This is a genomic window from Azospirillum sp. B510 (genome assembly GCF_000010725.1).
Taxonomy (GTDB): Bacteria; Pseudomonadota; Alphaproteobacteria; order Azospirillales; family Azospirillaceae; genus Azospirillum; species Azospirillum lipoferum_B.
Genome location: NC_013855.1, coordinates 1,011,971 through 1,034,279, shown reverse-complemented (window position 1 = coordinate 1,034,279; position 22,309 = coordinate 1,011,971). Strand labels below are relative to the sequence as shown.

Genomic DNA, 22,309 nt, shown 5'->3' with positions numbered 1-22,309 from the left:
CATGAAGAATGAAAACGTTTCCATGGGCGGTTTTGGATGGAGCGCCGCCCTCCGAAGGCAGGGGGCATGGAGAGCGGCATTGGGAGCGGGCGGGGCATCCGCAAGCCTTCGGAAAATCGGCGAATTTAGTGTTTGCGTCGCCGCGGGCGTTGCACTATGTTCCACCTCCACCAGCGATGGACCCGTAGCTCAGCTGGATAGAGCGCTGCCCTCCGAAGGCAGAGGTCATGAGTTCGAATCTCGTCGGGTCCGCCATGAATTCAAGGGCTTAGCCGTAGCAACGGCTAAGCCCTTTTTCATTTTCGATCAAGTTGGGCAACCGCGCCGCCGGCCAGGCCCTGACCGCCGGGCGCGGGTGAACCCCCGCGCCCGGCGGCGCAACTCAAGCCGAATGGCTTCCGGCCGCCTTGGATCGGTTCAGCAGGGCTTGAAGGGCCTGGACCAACGCGCGGGCACGCAGGATCGACTGGTGGTCTCCCTCGACCACCTGGACGGTCGTCTGTCCAACCCGCGCCCATTCGTTGGGATCGGCACCCTTGCGGAACGGCGCGTCGGACAGTGTCTGATCGGCCCACCAGACATGCAGGGGAGCCGTCAGCCTGGGCAAGGCGAAGTCCCCCATCAAGCGGTGGCAATCCATGAACAACCGCATCTGCAACGCTTGCAGGTCACGCGGCCGGTCCATCGCGGCCGGCATTGTCGCCCGCAGCCAATCGAGCGCCCGCTCGCCGCGCGCCGCCTCCGGCAGGGTGGCGAGTTCGCGCTCCAGCTCGCCGCAGGCCGGGCGGTGGGCCTCCAACAGCCGGCGTTGCGTGGCCCCATCCAGGCAGGCGATGAAGGGGGTGGCGAGCGGCAGGTCGGGCAGGTCGAGCCGGCCGCGGAGCAGATCGGTGCGGGCATCGACCACGCCGACCCACTCCACCAGCGCGCCGGACGCCTCCAGCCGGGCGGCGACCGCCGTCGCCAGCCAGCCGCCGAAGGACCAGCCGAACAGCCGGTAGGGCCCGTCCGGCTGCCGGCGGCGGATCAGATCGGTATAGAGATCGGCGAGCTGGTCGATCGAGCCCGGCTGGACGGCGGGGTCGGCCAGTTGGGGCGATTGCAGGCCATGCACCGTGACATCGGCGGCCAGGAACTGGACCAGGGGGACGTAGGAGCGGACATGGCCGCCGGCCGGATGGAACAGGAACAGCGGCGGCGCGGCCTCCGGCCGGCCGGCTTGGAGCGTGACCAGCGTTTCGCCATCCCGCCGCCCGGCCGCCTGCAACTCCGCCGCCATGTCCTTCAGAACCGGATGAAGGAACGGCAAGGTGAAGGGCGCCGGCAGTTCGAGCCGATCGCGGATCGCGGCGACGAGCCTTGTGGCGGAGAGGGAGTTTCCGCCGAGGGCGAAGAAGTCGTCGTCGCGCCCGATGGCCTCGGAGGCGGCCTCGATGCCGAGGATGGTTTTCCAGATGCCGGCGAGCCAGAGCTCGGTGTCGCCCTGTGGCGGGGCGTGGGTGGCGGCCCGCGGCTTGCTGGGCCTGGGCAGGGCGTTGCGGTCGATCTTGCCGTTGGGGTTCAGCGGCAGGGCGGGCAGCACCGTGACCACCGCCGGCACCATCGCCGCCGGCAGCCGCTCGGCCAGGGCGGCGCGGAGCCGGTCGCCGTCGAGCCGGTTATCGGGCGCGTTGGCGGGCCCGGCGGCATAGGCGGCGAGGAAGGCGGCGTCGGGCCCGCCACCGGGTCCGCCGTCCCACAGCCGGACGACGGCGGCGGCGACGCCGGGCTGGGCGAGCAGGGCGGCCTCGATGTCGCCGAGTTCGATGCGGTGTCCGCGCAGCTTGACCTGGAAGTCGCCGCGGCCGAGGAAGTCCAGCGCGCCGTCGGCGCGTCGGCGCACGAGGTCGCCGGTTCGGTACATGCGGGCGCCGGGCGTGGTGGCGAAGGGGTCGGGCAGGAAGGCGGCGGCGGTGAGGCCGGGGCGGCGGTGATAGCCGCGGGCGAGCCCGTCGCCGCCGATCCACAGCTCGCCCTCGGCGCCGGGGGGCAGCGGGTTGAGGGCGCCGTCCAGCACATGGAGGCCGGTGTTGTCGAGCGGCCCGCCGATCGGCACCGCCGGGGCGGTGTCGTCGAGGGCGCCGTCGACGCTGGTGGCGGTCGACCAGATGGTCGTCTCGGTCGGGCCGTAGACGTTGATCAGGCTGACGCCGCGGGCGAGCAGGCGGCGGGCGAGGGCTGCGGGCAGGGCCTCGCCGCCGGTGAGCGCGCGCAGCCCGGTCCAGGCCGGGCTGTCGCGTTCGGCGAGCATGGCCCAGCTCGCCGGTGTGGCCTGGAGGACGCCGGTGCCGTGGCGTTCGGCCAGCCGCAGCAGGGCGGCGGGGTCGCGCTGGGCGGCCTCGGGGGCGAGGACGATGGCGGCGCCGGCGATGAGCGGGGCGAAGAGCTCCAGGGCGGCGATGTCGAAGCCGACGGTGGTGACGGCGAGCCAGCGGTCGCTTGGGGTCAGCGGCAGGCGGGCGGCCATGGCGCGCAGCAGGTTGGACAGGCCGGCATGGCGGACGGTGACGCCCTTGGGCCGCCCTGTGGAGCCGGAGGTGAAGATGACGTAGGCGGCCTGGTCGGGATGCGGGCAGGGCGGCGGCGCGTTCCCGCCGTCCTCGTCACCCGCCGTGTCGCCGTCCTGGATGAGGGCGTCGGGGGTGGCGGTGGCGATGGCGGTGGTGGCGATGGCGGCATCGGACGGGGCGATGAGGAGGCTTGCATCGGCCTGATCGAGGATGTCGGCGATGCGGCTTCGCGGCTGGGCCGGGTCGAGGGGGACATAGGCGGCGCCGGCGAGCAGGACGCCGAGGATGCTTGGGAGGAGGTCGGGTCCGCGCTCCAGGGCGATGGCGACGCGCTGTTCCGGGCCGATGCCGCGTTTGCGCAGGCCGCGGGCGACGGCGTTGGCGGAACGGGCGAGCGTGCCGTAGGAGAGCGGGCCGGCGGCGGTTTCCACCGCGACCGCGTCGGGTGCGGCGTCGGCGCGGGCGAGGATCGCCGACCCGACCCACCAGCCCGGCTCGGCCGCCACCGGCGGGCCCTGGTCCAGGCCGCCCGCGAAGAGGGAGCGGTCACGGGGAAGCGTGCCGATCGGGCGCCGGCCATCCTCCGCCATGGCGCCCAGCATCCCGGCGAACTCGGTCAGAAGCGCCGACAGGGCATGGCCGGCGATCCGGCGGCCGTCATGGGCGACGCGCAGGGTCAGCCCGTTGCGCGGAAGCACGGTGACGGTGAGCGGGTAATTGGTGCGTTCATGGCCGGACAGCGGGGCGAGGCGCAGGCCGGCGCCGAGCTCCACCGCCTCTCCCATGCTTTCGTTCTCGAAGACCAGCAGCGACTGGAACAGGCTGTCGCCGCGTTGGAGGCCGGCGCAGCGCTGGATGTCGGCCAGCGGGGTGTGCTCGTGCTCGCGCACCGTCAGCCCCTGGCGCTGGACCCGGTCGAGCAGCGTCCAGACGCCGTCGGCCGGGTCGAGGCGGATGCGGACCGGGACCGTGTTGATGAAGGGGCCGAGGATGCGGTCGGAACCGGCCAGGGCCGGGGGCCGGCCGGCCGTCGTCATGCCGAACAGGATGTCGGACCTGCCGGTGCGATGGCCGAGCGCCAGCGCCCAGGCGGCCTGGACCACGCTGTTCAGCGTCACCCCGGCCTCGCGGGCCAATGCCCGCGCCGCGGCCGCGATGTCGTCGGGCAGCCGGTGGTCGGCCAGCTCGAAGCCGGCATCCTTCGGCCCGGCCGGGAAGGCGGGCAGCGGCGCGGCGTCGGCGAGTTCGGCGCGCCAGAAGGCGTCGTCGGCCGCCGCGTCGCGGCCGGCGAGCCAGGAGACATAGGTGGCGAAGGGCGGGCGCGGCACCGGTGCCGGCCGCCCGTCCCCCAGCCGGTTGCGGTAGCGGTGGAAGACATCGCCGATCAGCAGGCCGGTCGACCAGGCGTCGACGATCAGATGATGGCGGCTCCACAGCAGCCAATGGCGATCATCGGCGAATCGCAGGATATGCAGCCGCATCAGAGGCGGGTCGTCCAGCCGGAACCCGGCGGCGCGATCGTCGGTCATCAACCGATGCAGGCCGGAGCGCGCCTCCGCCTCGCCGCGCCCGCTCCAGTCCTCCAACCGCCAGGGCATGGTGGCGGCCGGCAGGATGAATTGTTCCGGACCCTCGGCGCCGCCGGCATGGAAGCCGGTGCGCAGGATGGCTTCCGCGGCCACCGTGTCCTCCCAAGCGGCGGTGAAGGCGGTGATGTCGAGCGGCCCGTCGATCCGGACGGCGGTCTGGTTGACATAGACGCCCTCGCCGGGAGCGGCCAGCGTGTGCCAAAGCATGCCCTGTTGCAGCGGCGTCAGCGGCAGCCGTTCCGGCGCATGGGCGGCCATGCCGCCGGTCTGCGCCCGTGCCCCGGCCGCCGGCTCCTCCGTGACCGCCGCCGCCGCCATGCCGTCGAGCAGGTCGAGGACGCGGTCGGCCGTCGCCTTGACGAAGGGGCCCTGCGGCAGCCGGCCCGGATAGGACCAGACAAGGTGCAGTTCGCCATCGCGCAATTGGGCGGTGACCTCGATGAGCTGGCGCCGCCGGCTGTCGGGATGGCGGGCCTGGCCGGCCGCGTCGGGCAGCAGGCGCCAGCCCTCGGCGATGGCCCCGGCATCGCCTCCGATCTCGCTGCGCACCTGCCCCAGATAGTTGAAGACCAGTTGGGGATGCGGCGGCAGGTCCCGATCCCGATGCAGGTAGCGCAGCAGCCCATAGCCCAGCCCGCGGCCGGGCACGGCATCGAGTTGCCGCCGGATCGACGCGCGCAGCTCGCCGTCCGCCAGCGACGGGTCGTCGCGGAGATGGACCGGATAGCGGCTGGTGAACCATCCCACGGTGCGGCTGGGGTCGAGGGCGGCCAGCGGCCCGTCGCCGAAGGCCTCCGGCTCGCGGCCATGGCCTTCCAGCTCGATGACCAGATCGCTTCGGTTCTGCCACTCCGCCAGCGCCCGGACCAGGGCGCCGAGCAGGGTCGCCTCGATGCCCTCCGGCAGGCGGGCGAGGGCGGCGGCCCGTTTGGTATCCAGGGTCAGCTCGACCTTGCGCAGGCCGGCCAGCGTTCCCGGATCGGCGCCGCGCACCAGTTCCCCCCAGGCGGGCGAGGCGGCCAGCGCCGCCCAATAGCGGCGGGAAGGCTCCAGCCTGTCGCCGGGCTGGGCGGCCAGCGCCGCGCTCCAGTCGCCGAAGGGCATCGGGGCGGGCAGGGCCGGACGCCCGCCGCGCGCCGCCGTGGTGAAGGCGGATCGAAGCTCGGCGGCGATGATCCGCCAGGACACGCCGTCCACGACCAGATGATGGGCCACCAGCAGCAGGCGGCTTTCCCGCGTCGATCCGGCGGGGGGGACGAGCAGCACGACGCGGAACAGCGGGCCGTCGCGCAACGACAGGCCGCCATGGGCGGCGGCCACCGCCTCCCGCTCCGCCGCCTCGTCGGCACAGGCGACGGTGGCGAAGATGCGGGGGTCGGCGCCGTCGGCGATGGTCAGGCGGGGCGTATCCCCCGACCGGTCGAGACGGGCGCGCAGCATCGGCTGGGAGGCCGCCAGCGCGGCGACGGCGGTGCCGAGCGCGGCGGCCAGCGCCGTCCCCTCCAGCCCGTCCGGCCGCTCGGGCAGCGCCAGCATCACCGCCTGGTTCCAATGGTCGGGATGGGGCTGCGGCATTTCCAGGAACCAGTGCTGGATCGGCGCCAGCGTGGCTTCCGTCGTCCGGGATTCCGTTCGTGGCGGGTTGGCCGGCGCGGACAGCGCACCGGCCCTGGGCGGGTCGAGATGGCGGACCAGATCGGCGAAGACCGGATGCTCGAACAGGTCGCGGGCGGTCAGGCGGAGGTTTTGCCGGGCCGCCATGGCGATCAGCCGCAGCGCGGTGATGGAATCGCCGCCGGCACGGAAGAAATGGTCGTCGTCGGCGATGACCTCCTTGTGGAGAAGCTCGGCCCAGAGCGGCCGCAGCAGCCCGGCGACGGAGCTGGCGGTGGAGGCTGTGTCCGGCTGTCCGGCCGCTGCCGCGTCGGGAGACCGCGCCGGCGCCGACGGAGCCAGCGCCGCCGCCAGTTGGGCCGGTGTCGGGTTCTCGAAGACGAGCCTCGCGGTCAGCGGGATGCCGACGGCCGAGGCGCGGGCGATCAGCCTCAGGCACAGGATCGAATCGCCGCCGAGCCCGAAGAAGTGATCGTCCGGCCCGCAGCCGTCCCGGCCGAGGATGTCAGCCCACAAGGCGGTCAGGCGTTCCAGCCGGTCGTCACCGGCCGAGGGGGGCTCTTGCGTCGCGGCGGATCCCGCCGGCTCGGCCAGCAGCCGCGCCGCCGCCTGCTTGTCGAGCTTGCCGTTGGCCGTCAGCGGCAATGCCGCGACGCAGCGTAGTTCCGCCGGCATCAGCTGATCCGGCACCAGCCGGGACAGCGCGTCGAGAAGGGCGCCCGCCGGCTGGCGGGGGGCGACCGCCAGCGCGCCCAGCCGGGCGCCGGCCGGACCCTGCACCACCAGGACGGCGGCATCCTCGACACCGGGCAGCCCGGCCAGAATCTGCCGCAGCTCGCCCGGTTCGACCCGGAAGCCGCGGATCTTCACCTGATCGTCACTGCGGCCGAGGATCACCAGACGGCCGTCGCCGTCGCGCCGGACCAGGTCGCCGGTGCGGTACATCCGGCGGCCGGGCAGCCAGGGGTCGGGAAGGAAGCGCTCGGCGGTCAGGCCGGCGCGGCGATGGTAGCCGCGCGAGACGCCGAGCCCGCCGATGTGCAACTCGCCGACGGCGCCACCGGCGACCGGCTCCAGATCGCCGTCCAGCACATAGGCGCGGGCGCCGTCCAGCGGCCGTCCAACCGGCAGTTGGGCCGGCAGCGTCATATGGTCGCCGTCGCCGTCGCTGTCGCCGTCCAGCGGGCCGGCGGCGGCGCCGATGGTGGTCTCGGTGGGGCCGTAATGGTTGACGATGCGCAAGGCGGGCGCCAGCCGCCGCAGCCGGTCGAGGGCGGCGGGGGGCAGGCTCTCGCCGCCCAGGATCAGGCAGCGGCGCGGCAGGATGCGCGCGGGATCCTCCACCGCCAGCAGGGCGAGCAGATGGCCGGGCACGATCTTCAGCGCATCCACCGGATGGGTGGCGAGATGGCGCGCCAGCCCCGGCGGATCGAAGGCCAGCTCCGGCGGGACCAGGGATAGGCGGCGGCCGGTGAGCAGGGCGCCGAAGACGCTGGTCAGGCCGAGGTCGGCCGACACGGTGGCGAGCGTGGCGAGGCTGGCGCCGGCGGGCAGGTCGAGATGCGGCATCACGCCGTCGACATAGCCCACCAGATTGCCGTGGGTGACAGCCACGCCCTTGGGCTGGCCGGTCGAGCCGGAGGTGTAGAGCAGATAGGCCACCCGGTCCGGCAGGCCGCGCACCGGGGCGGGGGGCGGGGTTTGCATCGGTGGCGGTGCGCCGAGGTCGATCCAGGCGACGGATGGCGGCAGCCAGTCCGGCCGCCCGCCCTCGCCGGCCGCGACGGTGGCGCCGCTATCGGCCGCCATCCAGCCGAGCCTGGCCGGCGGCAGGGCCGGATCCAGCGCGACCCAGGCGGCACCCAGCCACCAGGACGCGATCATCGCCTCGATGTGCGGGCGGGTGCGCGGCAGCACGATCGCCACCACGCCGCCGGACTCGCCGCCCACCTCGCCGCCGGCCGCCTTCAGCCGGGCGGCGATCCGGCCGGCGGCGGCGGCCAGCGTGGCGTAGTCCGTCCGCTCGCCGGCCTCGTCGAGGGCGATCGCCGCGCCGGGTTGGGACAGCAGGCGGGACAGCGCGCAATCGGCCTCGGCCACGGGCGGCATCCCCGCGTCCGCGGGCGCCAGCCGGCGGTACAGCGCGCCGAGCGGCTGGTCGATCAGCTCCGGCAACCCGGCCAGCAGCCTCAGGAGGTCGGCCAGCATCCGGCGGGGAACCGCCGGGTCGATGCGGTCATGGTCGATGAGCAGGTCGAACCGCGGCATCGCGCCGGGGACGATGCGCAGGGTCAGCGGATAGCTGTTGCGCACCTCCGTGGTCTCGCGGGTCAGGACGAGGCCGGCGGTGCCGGCGGCCTCGCCGGGCGGCAGCGCCTCCGACACCAGGATGCTGTCGAACAGGCTGTCGGGATTGCCGGCCCAGCCGCGGATGGCGGCGAGCGGCGCGTGGCCGTGTCCGGCGAGGAGCGCGCCCTTCTCCTGCACCTGTTCCAGGAAGGCGGAGAGTGTCTGTTCCGCCTGGGGGCGCAGGCGCAGCGGGACGGTGTTGATGAAGGTGCCGAGGCAGCGCTCGGCCCCCGGCAGGTCGGCCGGGCGGCCGGCGAGCGTGACGCCGACCGTCACCTCGGCGGCTCCGGCATGGCGGGCGAGCACCAGCCCCCACAGCCCCTGGATCACGCTGTTCAGCGTCAGGCGGCGGTCGCCGCACAGCCGGCGCAGGGCGGCGCCGTTCCGGTCCTCCGCACCCTGTTCCGCCTCCTCCATCCGATGCTCTTCGGTGTGGTAGCCGAGGCCGCCGCGTGTCCAGGCTCCCGGCAGGGGCGTGGCGCCGGGGAAGCCGGCGAGCTCCTCCCGCCAGAAGCGGGCATCGGCCTCGGCATCGCGCTGGCCGAGCCAGGCGATGAAGTCGCGGTAGGGCACCGGGGCGGGCAGGTCGGCCGCCTCCAGGCCGCGGCGGAGCGCGTCGTAATGGCGCAGCACCTCGCCGGTCAGGATCGGCAGGCTCCAGCCATCCATCACCAGATGATGGATGGTCCAGACGATGCGGAAGCCGCGGGGAGCCAGCCGCAGCACCGAGCAGCGCAGCAGGGGTGGCCGGTCCAGCGCCAGCGCCGCCCGGTCCTCGCGCCGGATGCGCTCCATCGCCTCTGCCTGTTCCGTCCCGTCGGCGTCGAGCAGGCTTTCCCAACGCAGCGCGAAGCGCGCCCGCCGCAGAACGATCTGCCGCGCCGTCCCGTCGAGCAGGAAGCCGGTGCGCAGGGCGGGATGGCGGTCGATGGTGCGCTGGCAGGCCTGTTGCAGCAGATCGGCGTCGAGGGCGCCCTCGCAGCGCACCACCGTCTGGCTGACATAATGGCCGCCGCCGTCATTCGTATCGCCGCCGAGGCTGTGGAGCAGCATGCCCCGCTGCATCGGCGACAGGCGCAGGATGTCCTCGACCCGGCCAAGCGGATGGCGCTTCGCGATCCGGTCGAGGTCGCCGGGGGCGAGATCGGCGAGCGGGAAGTCGGAGATCAGCGCGCCGCCCTCGCCGGGATCGGCGCAGAGGGCGGCCAGGGCGTGGAGTTCGGCCATCATGTCGGCCGCCAGCGCGTCGACGGTGGCGGCGTCCAGCACCTCGCCCGCCGTCTGCCAGCTGACCGTCAGGCCGGCGGTCCCCATCGAGGCGTTGACCTCGATGGCGAAGGGCAGGCGGTTGCCGGGGGCGCGGAAATGACCGAGCGGTTCCGGCGCCCGGCGGAAGGCGCCCGCCCGTTCCTGGACATGGCCGAGGAAGTTGAACAGGAGTCCGGTCGCCGAGGCCGCCGCGTCGTCGGAGCGGTCCCGGCGCAGCAGATAGGGGATGTCGGAGTCCGGGGAGCCGGATGTTCCGGCCATTGTTCCGGCCAGGGCGGCGCGGGTCGCCAGCAGGGCGGCGGCGAGGGGCTGGTCCGCCTCGACGGGCAGGCGCAGCGGTTGCAGTCGGGTGAACCAGCCGACCGTCCGGCTGCTGTCGAGCGGCAACAGGTCGCGGCCATGCCCCTCGACGAACAGGGTGAGCGGAGCCGGCGCCACCCCCCGGCGCATCCGCCAGCGCTGGAGCGTGCGGGCCAGTGCGGTCAGGCACAGCGCCTCGGGACCGGCGCGGAAGGCGGCCGGGGCCGACTGCACGAGATGGCGGGCCTGTTCGGCCGGCAGGGTGACGCTGTGGCGGCGCTGGTTGCGCACGCGGCATCCTTCCGCCGGCAGCGGCCGGTCGAAGGGCAGGCCGCCGGGACGTGCCGCGACCTCGTCCTCAAGGCGCGGGCCGGCGGCCAGGGCGGTCCGCCTCGTCTCCTCCTCGAGCGCCCACTGGCGGAAGGAGACCGACGATGGACGGTGCGGCACCCCGCGCCCGGCCAGTGCTGCGGCATATCCGGCGGCGAGATCGTCCAGCAGGATGCGCCAGGACACGCCATCGACCGCCAGATGGTGGATCGCCAGCAGAAGCCGGTCGCCGTCCCCGCCCAGCCGGATCAGGCCGGCGGCGATCAGGCGGCCGTCGGCCAGCGACAGGCTGGCCTGGGTCGCGGCGACCAGCGCGTCGATGGCGGCGAGGCGGCGCTCCGGATCGGACTCGGCGATGGTGGCCGCGCGCAGCGACAGCGGGGCCGGCGTCGCCGGGATCTCCTGCACCCATCCGCCGGTCCCCGCGCCATCCCGGTGGAAACGGGCCGACAGCATCGGGTGGTCGGCCAGCAGGCCGGCCAGGGCGCGGCGCAGGGCGTCCTCGTCGATGGCGGTGTCGGAGGCCAGCAACACCGCCTGGTTGGCATGGTCGGGGACCGACGTGTCGCCGTCATCGAAGCTGTCGAAGAACCAGCGCTGGATGCCGGTCAGCGGCGTCGGGCCGGTGGCGGGGACGGTATCGGCGCGCACGGAGACAGGTTCGCGGCCGGCATGGGCGGCCAGGGCGGCGATGGTCTGGTGCCGGAAGACCGCGCGCGGCTCGAAATGCAGGCCTTGCAGCCGGGCCTGGGCGGAGAGTTGCAGGCTGATGATGGAATCGCCGCCAAGCACGAAGAAATTGTCGTGGATGCCGACGCCGTCGACACGCAGCAGCTTTCGCCAGAGTGCGGTGAGGATGCCCTCGGCCTCGTTGCGGGCCTCGCCGCCGCCGCATTGCGGGGGTTCCGGCTGTGGAAGGGCCTTTCTGTCGATCTTGCCGTTCTGGTTGATCGGCATGCGGTCGAGGGGGACGAAGACGGCGGGGACCATATGGTCCGGCAGCCGGTCGGCCAGTGCGGCGCGCAGGGCGTCGGGATCGGGCAGGGACTGGCCCGGCCTGGCGGTCAGCCAGGCGGTCAGCCACAAGGCTCCGCCCGCTTGCCCGTCCGCCCGCTTGTCGCCGCAGGCTGCGACGACGGCTTCGGCGACCTGCGGCAGGGCGGCGAGTGCCGCCTCGATCTCGCCGAGTTCGACGCGCTGGCCGCGGATCTTCACCTGGAAGTCGGCGCGGCCGAGATAGTCGATGGCGCCGTCGGGGCGGTGGCGGGCGAGATCGCCGGTGCGGTAGAGCCGCTGCTGGTCGGGACCGTCGCCGGCCGGGTCGTAGAGCGGGTTGGGCAGGAAGGCGGCGGCGGTCAGGTCGGGGCGGCCGAGATAGCCGCGGGCCAGCCCGACGCCGGTGAGATACAGCTCGCCCGCCACCCCGGCCGGCACCGGGTTGAGGGCGTCGTCGAGCACCCAGGCGCGGATGTTGGCGATGGGGTGGCCGATCGGCACGCTTGGCCCCGTCTCGCTGCGGCAATCCCAGGCGGTGACGTCGATGGAGGCCTCGGTGGGGCCGTAGAGATTGTGGAGCTCGGCCTGGGGCAGGGCGGCGGTGCAGCGGTCGCGCAGGGCGGCGGGCAGCGCCTCGCCGCTGCACAGGACGCGGGCGAGGGTCGGGCAGCGCCCGTCCGGCAAGGCGTCGAGGAAGACCTGGAGCATGGCGGGGACGAAATGGAGGGTGGTGACGCCGTGCCCCTCGATCAGTTCGCTCAGCCGCCGGGCGTCGCGATGCTCGCCGGGCCCGGCCAGGACGAGGCGGGCGCCGGTCAGCAGGGGCCAGAGGAACTCCCAGACCGAGACGTCGAAGCCGTAGGGTGTCTTTTGCAGGACGGTGTCGGCCGGGGAGAGGCGGTAGCGGTCCTGCATCCAGCGCAGGCGGTTGAGCAGCCCGGCCTGGGGGACGCCGACGGCCTTTGGCCGTCCGGTGGAGCCGGAGGTGAACAGGGCGTAGGCGAGCTGGGCCGGATCGACCGGGCGGTCGGGCAGGCGGTCGGGGAAGCCGGCGGCGAGCGAGACGGCGGGGTCGAGCGGATGGACGGGGACGCCGCATCCGTCTGGCGGAAGATCCGGGGGCAGGCGGTCGCGGGTCCGCTGGTGGGCGAGGATGAGGCGGGCGCCGCCATCCGCGACCATGGCGGCGAGGCGCTGGGGCGGATGCTCGGGATCGAGGGGGAGCCAGGCGCATCCGGCCTTGAGGGCGGCGAGGATGGCGACGACCAGTTCGGGGGAGCGTTCCAGGCAAAGGGCGACGCGGTCGTCGGGGCGGCATCCCGCGGCGATCAGCCAATGGGCGAGGCGGTTGGCGCGGCGGTCCAGGTCGGCGTAGGTGAGGCGGGCGGTCAGGCGGTCACCGGGATTTGCACCATGTCCGGCCTCCTCCCATTGCAGGGCGACGGCGTCGGGGCTGCGGGCGGCCTGTTCCGACAGCAGCCGGCCCAGCGGCACGAAGCCGCCATACTCCACCGCCGTCGCGTTCCATCCCCGCTGGCGCGACAGGTCAGAGGCGGGAAGGGCGGCGAGCCGGTCGAGCGGCTGGTCGGTGGCGCTCAGCAGGGCGTCGAGGACATGCAGCAGATGGTCGGCGAAGCGTTCGACCGTGGCGGCGGCGAAACGGGCGGTGCGGTACTGGAGGGACAGCGTGATGGAACCGGCCGGCGCGGTGACGAACAGCGACAGGTCGAACTTGGCGCTGCGTTCGGGCACCGGCAGCGCCGTCGCCGTCAGGTCGCCGAGTTCCAGCGTCGCGCGCTCCCCGCCGCGTAGATAGTTGAACATGGTCTGGGCCAGCGGCTCGCCCTGGAGGTCGCGGGCCGGCCGCAGGTGATCGACCAGCAGCTCGAAGGGCAGGCCGCCGTGGCGCTGGCCGTCGAGGACGGTCCGCCGGGTCCGGTCCAGCAGCTCCGCCCCGGTCATGCCGGGGGTCACCAGCGCCCGCATCACCAGGGTGTTGATCATCGGCCCGACCACCCCTTCCAGCGCCGGATGGCTGCGTTCCGACACCGGGGTCGCCACCCTCAGGTCACGCTGGCCGCTCCAGCGCGACAGCGTCCATTGATAGGCGGCCAACAGCAGCACATAGGGGGTGAGGCGACGCTCGGCGCAGAGCCGGCCGATGCGCTCGACGGTGGCGCGCGGCAGCCTGCGGTCGATGCGGGCGCCGGCATGCTCGCCGGCCGTCGGGTCGGCCGCCGGATCGGCGGGCAGGGTCAGGGCCGGCTGCTCGCCGCCCAGGGCCTCGCTCCAATGGGCGAGCAGCCGGTCCCGCGCCGCGCCGTCGAGGCGCCGGCGCAGCCAGTCCGCGGCGTCGGCATGCTGGACCACCGGCGTCGCCGTGGCCTCCTCGGGATGCCGGTAGAGCCGGCTCCAGTCGCGGGCCAGGATCTTCAGCGATTCCTCGTCGACGACCATGTGATGGAAGGTCAGCAGCAGCCGCGCCCGGTCGGGACCGGTCCGCAGCAGCAGGGCGCGCAGCAGCGGCTCCGGCGGACCGTCATCGGGCTGCCCGGCAGGCTGTCCGGCCGGGCGCATGGCGAAGGGGCGGGCCATCGCCGCCTCGATCAGCGCATCCGCCTCGCCGGGGGTGGCGTTCCTGTCCTCCAGCGGGACGGCGATGCGGTCGAGCAGGTCGATCACCACCTCGCCGGCATCCTCGCGGGCGACGCTCCGCAGGATCTCATGCCGCTCCGCCAGGGCGTCGAGGCTGCGGGCGATCGCCGCGGCGTCGATCCGTCCGCTCAGCTCCAGCAGCAGATTGACGTTGTAGCGGGAGTCCTCCGGATCCAGCGTCTGCAACAGCCAGAGCCGCCGCTGCGCCGGGGAGGCGGGGATGCCGGACCGCTGCCGCAGGCGTGGAATCGTCCCGTCCGCCATCCCGTCCGCCATCCCGCCGGCCGGTGCGGCAACGTCATCCCTCCGGTCCAGAAGGGTCAGCAGATCGCCCTTGCGCGCGGCCAGCTGGCCGCGCAGCTCTTCGGTCAGCGATCCGGCGGGCGCGTCCACCACCAGCCGTCCGTCGCGGGCCGACAGACGGATGCCCTGGCGGTCGAGGGACGAGAGAAGCTCTTCGAGGCTCATAGCTCAAACCGTTCGTAGCTGGCGCCTGCGGGCGCGTTGTCATTGCGGGAGGCGGCCGGCGGAACGGCCTCCGGCCGTGTGGCGGGCTGTGTGGCCGGTTGCGCGGCGATGTGGGCGGCGAGATCGCGCAGAACGGGATGTTCCATCACCGCGACCAGATCGATCACCCGCCCCAGCCGTTCCTGCACGCGGCCGACCAGCCGCGGCACCAGCAGCGAATGGCCGCCGGCCAGGAAGAAATGGGCGTCGCGGCTGACGACGGGATGGCCGAGCAGGTCGCTCCACAGCGCCGCCAGGGCCGTTTCCACCGGCCCGTCCGGCGCTTCGCCGCCGCATTGCGGGGGTTCCGGCTGTGGAAGGGCCTTTCTGTCGATCTTGCCGTTCTGGTTGATCGGCATGCGGTCGAGGGGGACGAAGACGGCGGGGACCATATGGTCCGGCAGCCGGTCGGCCAGTGCGGCGCGCAGGGCGTCGGGATCGGGCAGGGACTGGCCCGGCCTGGCGGTCAGCCAGGCGGTCAGCCACAAGGCTCCGCCCGCTTGCCCGTCCGCCCGCTTGTCGCCGCAGGCTGCGACGACGGCTTCGGCGACCTGCGGCAGGGCGGCGAGTGCCGCCTCGATCTCGCCGAGTTCGACGCGCTGGCCGCGGATCTTCACCTGGAAGTCGGCGCGGCCGAGATAGTCGATGGCGCCGTCGGGGCGGTGGCGGGCGAGATCGCCGGTGCGGTAGAGCCGCTGCTGGTCGGGACCGTCGCCGGCCGGGTCGTAGAGCGGGTTGGGCAGGAAGGCGGCGGCGGTCAGGTCGGGGCGGCCGAGATAGCCGCGGGCCAGCCCGACGCCGGTGAGATACAGCTCGCCCGCCACCCCGGCCGGCACCGGGTTGAGGGCGTCGTCGAGCACCCAGGCGCGGATGTTGGCGATGGGGTGGCCGATCGGCACGCTTGGCCCCGTCTCGCTGCGGCAATCCCAGGCGGTGACGTCGATGGAGGCCTCGGTGGGGCCGTAGAGATTGTGGAGCTCGGCCTGGGGCAGGGCGGCGGTGCAGCGGTCGCGCAGGGCGGCGGGCAGCGCCTCGCCGCTGCACAGGACGCGGGCGAGGGTCGGGCAGCGCCCGTCCGGCAAGGCGTCGAGGAAGACCTGGAGCATGGCGGGGACGAAATGGAGGGTGGTGACGCCGTGCCCCTCGATCAGTTCGCTCAGCCGCCGGGCGTCGCGATGCTCGCCGGGCCCGGCCAGGACGAGGCGGGCGCCGGTCAGCAGGGGCCAGAGGAACTCCCAGACCGAGACGTCGAAGCCGTAGGGTGTCTTTTGCAGGACGGTGTCGGCCGGGGAGAGGCGGTAGCGGTCCTGCATCCAGCGCAGGCGGTTGAGCAGCCCGGCCTGGGGGACGCCGACGGCCTTTGGCCGTCCGGTGGAGCCGGAGGTGAACAGGGCGTAGGCGAGCTGGGCCGGATCGACCGGGCGGTCGGGCAGGCGGTCGGGGAAGCCGGCGGCGAGCGAGACGGCGGGGTCGAGCGGATGGACGGGGACGCCGCATCCGTCTGGCGGAAGATCCGGGGGCAGGCGGTCGCGGGTCCGCTGGTGGGCGAGGATGAGGCGGGCGCCGCCATCCGCGACCATGGCGGCGAGGCGCTGGGGCGGATGCTCGGGATCGAGGGGGAGCCAGGCGCATCCGGCCTTGAGGGCGGCGAGGATGGCGACGACCAGTTCGGGGGAGCGTTCCAGGCAAAGGGCGACGCGGTCGTCGGGGCGGCATCCCGCGGCGATCAGCCAATGGGCGAGGCGGTTGGCGCGGCGGTCCAGGTCGGCGTAGGTGAGGCGGGCGGTCAGGCGGTCACCGGGATTTGCACCATGTCCGGCCTCCTCCCATTGCAGGGCGACGGCGTCGGGGCTGCGGGCGGCCTGTTCCGACAGCAGCCGGCCCAGCGGCACGAAGCCGCCATACTCCACCGCCGTCGCGTTCCATCCCCGCTGGCGCGACAGGTCGTCGGCGGGAAGCAACGACAGCAACCCGTCCAGTCCGGCTCCGTCCGTTGCCGCGCCGTCATCCGCCGCCATGCGGTCGAGCAGCAGCATCAGCATGTCGCCGACGCTGTCGGCGATGGCGTCGGCGAGGACGGCGCGGTCGGCGGTCAGGCGGAGTGTCAGCGTGTCGCGGGGGATCAGCACCAGCGTCAGCGGGTAGTTGGTCCTCTCGATGGTCCGCTCCAGCGTCACCTTCAGCGGGCCGTCGCCGGTGCCGGGCGGCAGCGGGTAGTTCTCGAACACCAGCAGCGTGTCGAACAGCGCGTCGCGCAGCGGGGCCGCCGCCTGGATGTCGCTGAGCGGCGTGTGCTCGTGCTCGCGGTTCTCGCTCATCCGCCGCTGGACCCGGCGCAGCAGCGCGTCGAGCGGCTCGTTGCGGTCGATGCGGACGCGCAGCGGCGTGGTGGTGATGAACAGCCCGATCATCCGGTCGGCGTCGGGCAGATCGGCCGGCCGGCCGGCGCCGACGATCCCCAGCACGACATCGTCGCGGCCGGTGTGGCGGGCCAGCGCCAGGGCGGCGGCGACCTGGCACAGCGTGTTGACCGTCACGTTGGCCGCCGCCGCCCGCCGCCTGAGCCGGGCGAACCGCCCAGCGTCCAGCGACATCTCGCGGTGGTGGCTGCCGTCGCCGGCGACCGTCGCGCGCGGCAGCAGGGCGGCGTCGGTCAGGTCGCCGAGCTGCGCCGCCCAATAGCTCCGTCCGGCCTCGGCGTCGCGTCGCCCGAGCCAGTCGATGAAGCGGCGGTATGGGGGTGGGCTGTCGATCGCCGTCGGGTGGCCGGCCAGCGCCGACCTGTAGCGCTCCGCCACCTCGCCGATCAGGCGGGCGGTGCACCAGCCGTCGGCGATCAGGTGATGGCGTGTCCAGATCAGCGCGTGGCTGTCGGTGGAAAGCCGCAGCAGGGTCAGCCGCATCAACGGCGGCCGGGTGAGATCCATCCCCGCCGCCAGGTCGCGGTCGGCCTCCCGGCGCACCGCGTTCCCGGCATCCGCCCGGCCGCTCCAGTCAAGCAGGCGCCAGGGCACCTCGGCCCGCGCGGCGATGTCCTGATGGGGCTCGCCGTCGCGTGGCCAGTCGAAGGCGGCGCGCAAGGCGGGGTGATGGTCGACGGTCGCTTGCCAGCCGGCGCGGAAAGCGTCGGCATCCAGCGGCCCGTCCAGCCGGACGACCACCTGATTCAGATAACGCCCGCGTCCGCCGTCGGTCAGCGCATGGAACAGCATGCCCGCCTGCACCGGCGACAGCGGCATGCGGTCGGCAGCGCCGCCGCTGTCGGGCTGGTCCGGCCGGGCATCCGGAGGGGAGCCCAGATGGGCGTTGAGATGGGCGTTGAGATGGGCCAGGAAGCGCTCGGGCAGCTCCGCCAGCGCCGTCGCGGCGCGCGGCCAGACCCAGCGCAGCCGCAGGCCCCCCTCCTCGATCACCGTATCCAGCTCCAGGAGGTGGATGCGGCGGTTGTCGGGGTGGCGCTGGTTGGGAACCGGCAGCGGGGACCGCCGCAACGGAGCGTCGGTTCCGCCGGCCAGCCGGCCATGGTGGTTGAAGACCACCGGCGGGATCGGCAGACCGGACAGCCCGCCATCGCGGTCGCGCAGCAGGCCGAAGCCGCGCCCACCGTCCGGCACGGCGGCGATTTGGGCGGCGATGGCGGCGCGGCCGGCATCGGCCGACAGTCCGGCCTTCCAGCGCACAAGCAGCGGGTAGCGGCTGGTGAACCAGCCGACGGCCGTCGCGGCGTCCCCCTCCAGCCCGTCGCGGCCATGGGCTTCCAGCTCGATGGCCAGATCGGGCTGGCCGGTCCACTCCGCCAGCGTGTCGCACAGGGCCGCCAGCAGCGCATCGCGCGGATTGGGGCCGAGCCGGTCGGTGGCCGCCGCGTCCAGCCGGTCATGCCGCTCGGCGCTGTAGCGGTTGAGCAGGGATGGCGTCGCCCCCGTTCCAGCTCTGGACAGGAACGCCGCCGCGGCGGCGACCATGGCACCGGATTGCCCGCTCCAGAAGGCGCGCGCGCGGTCGAGCAGATCCTCGGCGGCGGCGGCGCTGGCGCGGAAGGCGGCCAGGGCCGCCCGATGCGTGGTCCCGTCGGCGTCGGGCAGGCGGCCGTCGTCGCGGTGCGCGCGATAGGCAGTCCATAGATCCTCGGCCAGCACCCGCCAGGAGACGCCGTCCACCACCAGATGATGGGCGGACAGCAGCAGATGGGCCGGTGGTTCCCCGGTTCCGCCGTCGGGGCGTCCCTCGATCAGCACGGCGTCCAACAGCGGCGGTTCGGCCAGATCGAAGTCCGGTTGCAGGCCCGGCAGCAGAGCCGCGAGCGCCGCCGCATCCCGGACCGGGCCGGCCTGCCGCAACGGCAGGGGGCGTGGATCCCGGCGCCGCTGGGTCCAGACGCCGGTCTCGTCCCTGGTGAAGGCGCAGCACAGGGCCGGATGGCGCCGTACCAGCCAGTCCAGCGCCGCCCGCAGGCTTTCCGGGGCCGGCGGCTCCCACAATTCCAGCAGGATGGACTGGTTCCAATGGCCCGGACGCGGCTGTTCCTGGGCGAGGAACCAGCGCTGGATCGGCCGCAGGGGAATCGGGCCGTCGTCGCTGGCGCTCTCGGTCGCCGACGCACCGGCCGTGCCCGGCAGGGCCGCCGCCAGCGCCGCGGCGGTCGGGTGGGCGAAGATCAGCTTTGGCGTGATCGCCAGCCCTGATCGCCTCGCCTTGGCGGCGAGCTGAAGGCAGAGGATCGAATCCCCGCCGGCGCCGAAGAAATCGGTGTCGGCGGTCAGGTCGGGCTGTCGCAGCGTCTCCCGGAACAGCGCGAGCACCGCGGCGGCGGCCGGGGGCTCCACCGGATGGGCGGGCTCCGCGTCGCCGCCCAACGCGGATGCCAGGGCGGCAGGCGTTTGATGCTCGAACAGCATGCGCGGCGTGATCGCCAGCCCCTCGGTCCGCGCCAGCGCCGCCAGCCGAAGACCGAGGATCGAATCCCCCCCGGCGCCGAAGAAATTATCGTCCGTCCCGACCGCGCGGGCCAGAACGGTGGCGAACAGCTTGCCGATGCGGTCGGCCAGGGCGGCTGTCGGGGAGGCCGGCGCGGCGGCCCCGGTGTCGCGGTCGGCCGCCTCGGTCATCCGCGCGGTCAGGCTCCGCCGGTCGATCTTGCCGTTGGGCAGCAGCGGCAGGCTGTCGAGGGTCAGGATGTCGCGCGGCAGCATGTAGGGCGGCAGGCTTTCCGCCAGTCGGCGCCGCAGGGCCTCCGGCCCGGCCCGCCAGCCGGCGACGGCCAGGGCGATGCGGTTGCCGGCCGGCCCGGCGATGGCGAGCGCCACCGCCTGGACAATTCCGTCGAGCGCGCGGGCTTGGCTTTCGATCTCGCCCGGCTCGACGCGGAAGCCGTTGATCTTCACCTGACCATCGGCCCGTCCGAGGAAGGCGATTCCACCCGTTTCGCCGGTCGCGCCGGCGGGGAGCAGCCGCACCCGGTCGCCGCTGCGGTAGAGCCGCTGGCCATCCGCCGCGACGACGAAGCGCTCGGCGGTCAGGGCCGGCGCGCCGACATAGCCGAGGGCGAGCTGCGGGCCGCCGATCCACAAGTCGCCGCTGGCCCCGACCGGTACCGGCCGCAGCCAGCGGTCCAGCACATGCAGCGTGCAGCCGGGCAGCGGCCGGGTCAGGTGGGTCTCCTGCCGACCCTCCTGCCCCATACCCTGTCCGGGCACCAGCCGATGGATGGCGACACCGACGGTGGTCTCGGTCGGTCCGTAATGGTTCCACAGCTCCATCTCGGGCGCGAGCGCGGCCAGCCGGTCCAGCAGCCCGGCCGGCGCCGCCTCGCCCCCCAGCACCAGGGCGCGGCGCGGCAGCAGGCGCCGCGCGTCCGGCAAGGCCAGCAGGGCCGCGAGATGGGAGGGCACGATCTTCAGCACATCGGCCGGCACCCGGTCGAGCGCCTGGGCCAGCGCCTCCGGATCGCCGCATTCGGCGTCGTCGAGCAGCCGCAGCGTCCGTCCGGTCAGCAGCGCCCCCCACAGGCTGGTGAAGCCGAGGTCGGCGGCGACGGAGGACAGGGCGACCAGCGTCGCGTCCGGCGCCCAGCCGAAGCTGGCGGCGGCCCCCGTCGCATAGGCGACCAGGGCGCGATGGGGCACCTCGACCCCCTTGGGACGCCCGGTCGAGCCGGAGGTGTAGATCACGTAGGCCGGGGCGTCGGGGGAGGGGGGGGCGGGGGGCGGCTCATCCCTGCCGATGGGAGCCGATACCGCCGCGGCGACGTCGATCCAGGCGACCTCCTCCGGCAGCCAGTCCGGCGCGTTCCCCTGGCCGAGGATGGCGGTCAGCGCCGCGTCCCCGGCGATCCAGCGCAGGCGGTCCGCCGGCAGGGCGCCGTCGAGCGGAACCCAGCAGGCCCCGGCCTTCCAGGCGGCGATCATGGCGGTCGGCTGGTCGATTCCACGGGGCAGCAGGATGCCGACCCGGCCGGCGGCGGTGCCGCCGGGTTGCCGCCGCAGCACCGCCGCCAGCCGGTCGGCCCGTGCCGACAGCTCGGCATAGGTCAGGCTGGCGCCGGTGGTGCGGAGCGCGGTCCGCGCGCCGTCCTGGACGCTGAAGGCGGTCAGCGCGTCGGCTCCAGCCGCGGGTGTCGGAACCGCTCCGCGCAGCGTCGGCCCGTCATGCCGCAGCCGGTAGGCGGACAGCGGCCTGCCGTCCTCGGCCGCGACCTGCTCCAGCAGGAACAGATAATCGTCGAGCAGGCGGCGGGCGGTCGCCGCGTCGAACAGCTCGCTGCTGTATTCCAGGGCGACGCGCGCGTTGCGGTCGGCGCTGTGCAGCCGCAGCGTCAGGTCGAAACGGGCGCGCCGCTTGGCCAGCGGCAGCGGGCGCAACTCCAGCTCCGACAGGCGCAGGGTTTCGCGCGGCACGTTCTGGTGGACGAACAGCACCTGGAACAGCGGCGACAGCGGGCCGCCGCGCCGGACCTCCAGCGCGTCGAGCAGCCGGTCGAAGGGCAGATCCTGATTGTCGAACGCCTCCACCTGCGCCGCGGTGGCGGTGTCGAGGAAGGCGGAGAAGCTGTCGGCCCAGTCGAAGCGGTGGCGGATCGGCAGGGTGTTGGCGAAGAAGCCGATCTGGTCGGCCAGCTCCGCCTTCTGGCGGTTGGCGACGGTGGTGCCGAGCACGAGGTCGTCGGTGTCGCCGTAGCGCCCGAGCAGCAGGACGAAGGCGGCGCGGGCGACGGCGTACAGGGTGGCGCCGTGCCGGGCGGCCAGGGCGTTGAGGCCGGCGATCAGGGTGGGTGGCAGCCCGGCCTCGACCTCGGCGCCCTCATGGGTGCGCCGTGCCGGGCGGGGATGGTCGAGCGGCAGCGACAGCCCGTCCGGCGCGTCGGCGAGATGGTCGCGCCAGAAGGCGATCTGGCGGGCGCAGTCAGTGCCGTCCAGCCAGTCGCGCTGCCAACGGGCGAAATCGCGGTGGCCGAGGCGGGGATGGTCGGCCGGCTTGGTGACCGGTGGGGCGGCCAACGGGGCGGCCAGCGGGGCGCCGTTGGCATGATGGTCGTAGAAGCGGCCAAGGTCACGGATCAGCACCGCCTCCGACCAGGCATCGAAGGCGATGTGGTGGACGACCAGCAGCAACTGCCAGAGACTGTCGCCGGCCGGCACCAGATGGGCGCGCAGCGGCAACTCCCGTTCAAGGTCGAAGGGGCGGTCGCAGAGCGTCCGGATCAACTCTTCCGGATGTGCGGCCGCCTCCTCCAGGGTGAGCGGATCGGGCCAGGACGGCAGCACGCGCTGGACCGGGCTGCCGTCATCGTCCCCATAGACGGTCCGAAGCACCTCATGGCGCCTGACCACCGCGTTCAGCGCCCGGCCGAGGGCGGCGATGTCGAGGAAGCCGGCGATCTCGATCCGGGTGGCGAGGCTGTAGAGCGCGCTGCCGGCCGGCTGACCGACGCTTTCCACCCGGTCGATCACCCACAGGCGTGTCTGGCCGGCCGACAGCGGGCCGCTGTCGGCCCTGTCGCCGTCCAGCCCGTCGCCCGCGAAGGGGACGATCGGCAGCGACCAGCTGTCGATGCCGCGCTCGGCCAGCTGGATGCGGAAGCGGGCGCGTTTTTCCGCGGGCAGGCGGTGGAGGCGTTCGGCGATGGCGTGGGTGTCGACCGTCGTCGTCATG

At 73.8% G+C, this 22,309-nt stretch carries 2 protein-coding genes and 1 tRNA gene; 1 reads left to right on the top strand and 2 read right to left on the bottom strand.

The features are described 5' to 3' along the window. The first annotated feature begins 178 nt into the window (after positions 1–178). A tRNA-Arg gene (locus AZL_RS19530) sits at positions 179–255 on the top strand. A gap of 127 nt (positions 256–382) precedes the next feature. Here AZL_RS19530 and AZL_RS19525 read toward each other — a convergent pair. Both AZL_RS19525 and AZL_RS19520 read right to left on the bottom strand, forming a co-directional pair. Continuing rightward, on the bottom strand, positions 383–14,119 hold the full coding sequence (locus AZL_RS19525; RefSeq protein ID WP_012976189.1) for a non-ribosomal peptide synthetase: 13,737 nt from the start codon (positions 14,117–14,119) through the stop codon (positions 383–385). After that, positions 14,116–22,308 carry a non-ribosomal peptide synthetase gene (locus AZL_RS19520; RefSeq protein ID WP_012976188.1) on the bottom strand — a complete coding sequence of 2,731 codons (8,193 nt, stop codon included), beginning with the start codon at positions 22,306–22,308 and terminating at the stop codon, positions 14,116–14,118. Before AZL_RS19520 ends, AZL_RS19525 begins: the two co-directional genes overlap by 4 nt. Between the last annotated feature and the right edge of the window lies 1 nt (position 22,309).

Excerpts from the sequence above, each read along its gene's own strand:
- AZL_RS19525 (WP_012976189.1), bottom strand. The coding sequence starts at position 14,119 with ATGAGCCTCGAAGAGCTTCTCTCGTCCCTCGACCGCCAGGGCATCCGT.
- AZL_RS19520 (WP_012976188.1), bottom strand. The coding sequence starts at position 22,308 with ATGACGACGACGGTCGACACCCACGCCATCGCCGAACGCCTCCACCGC.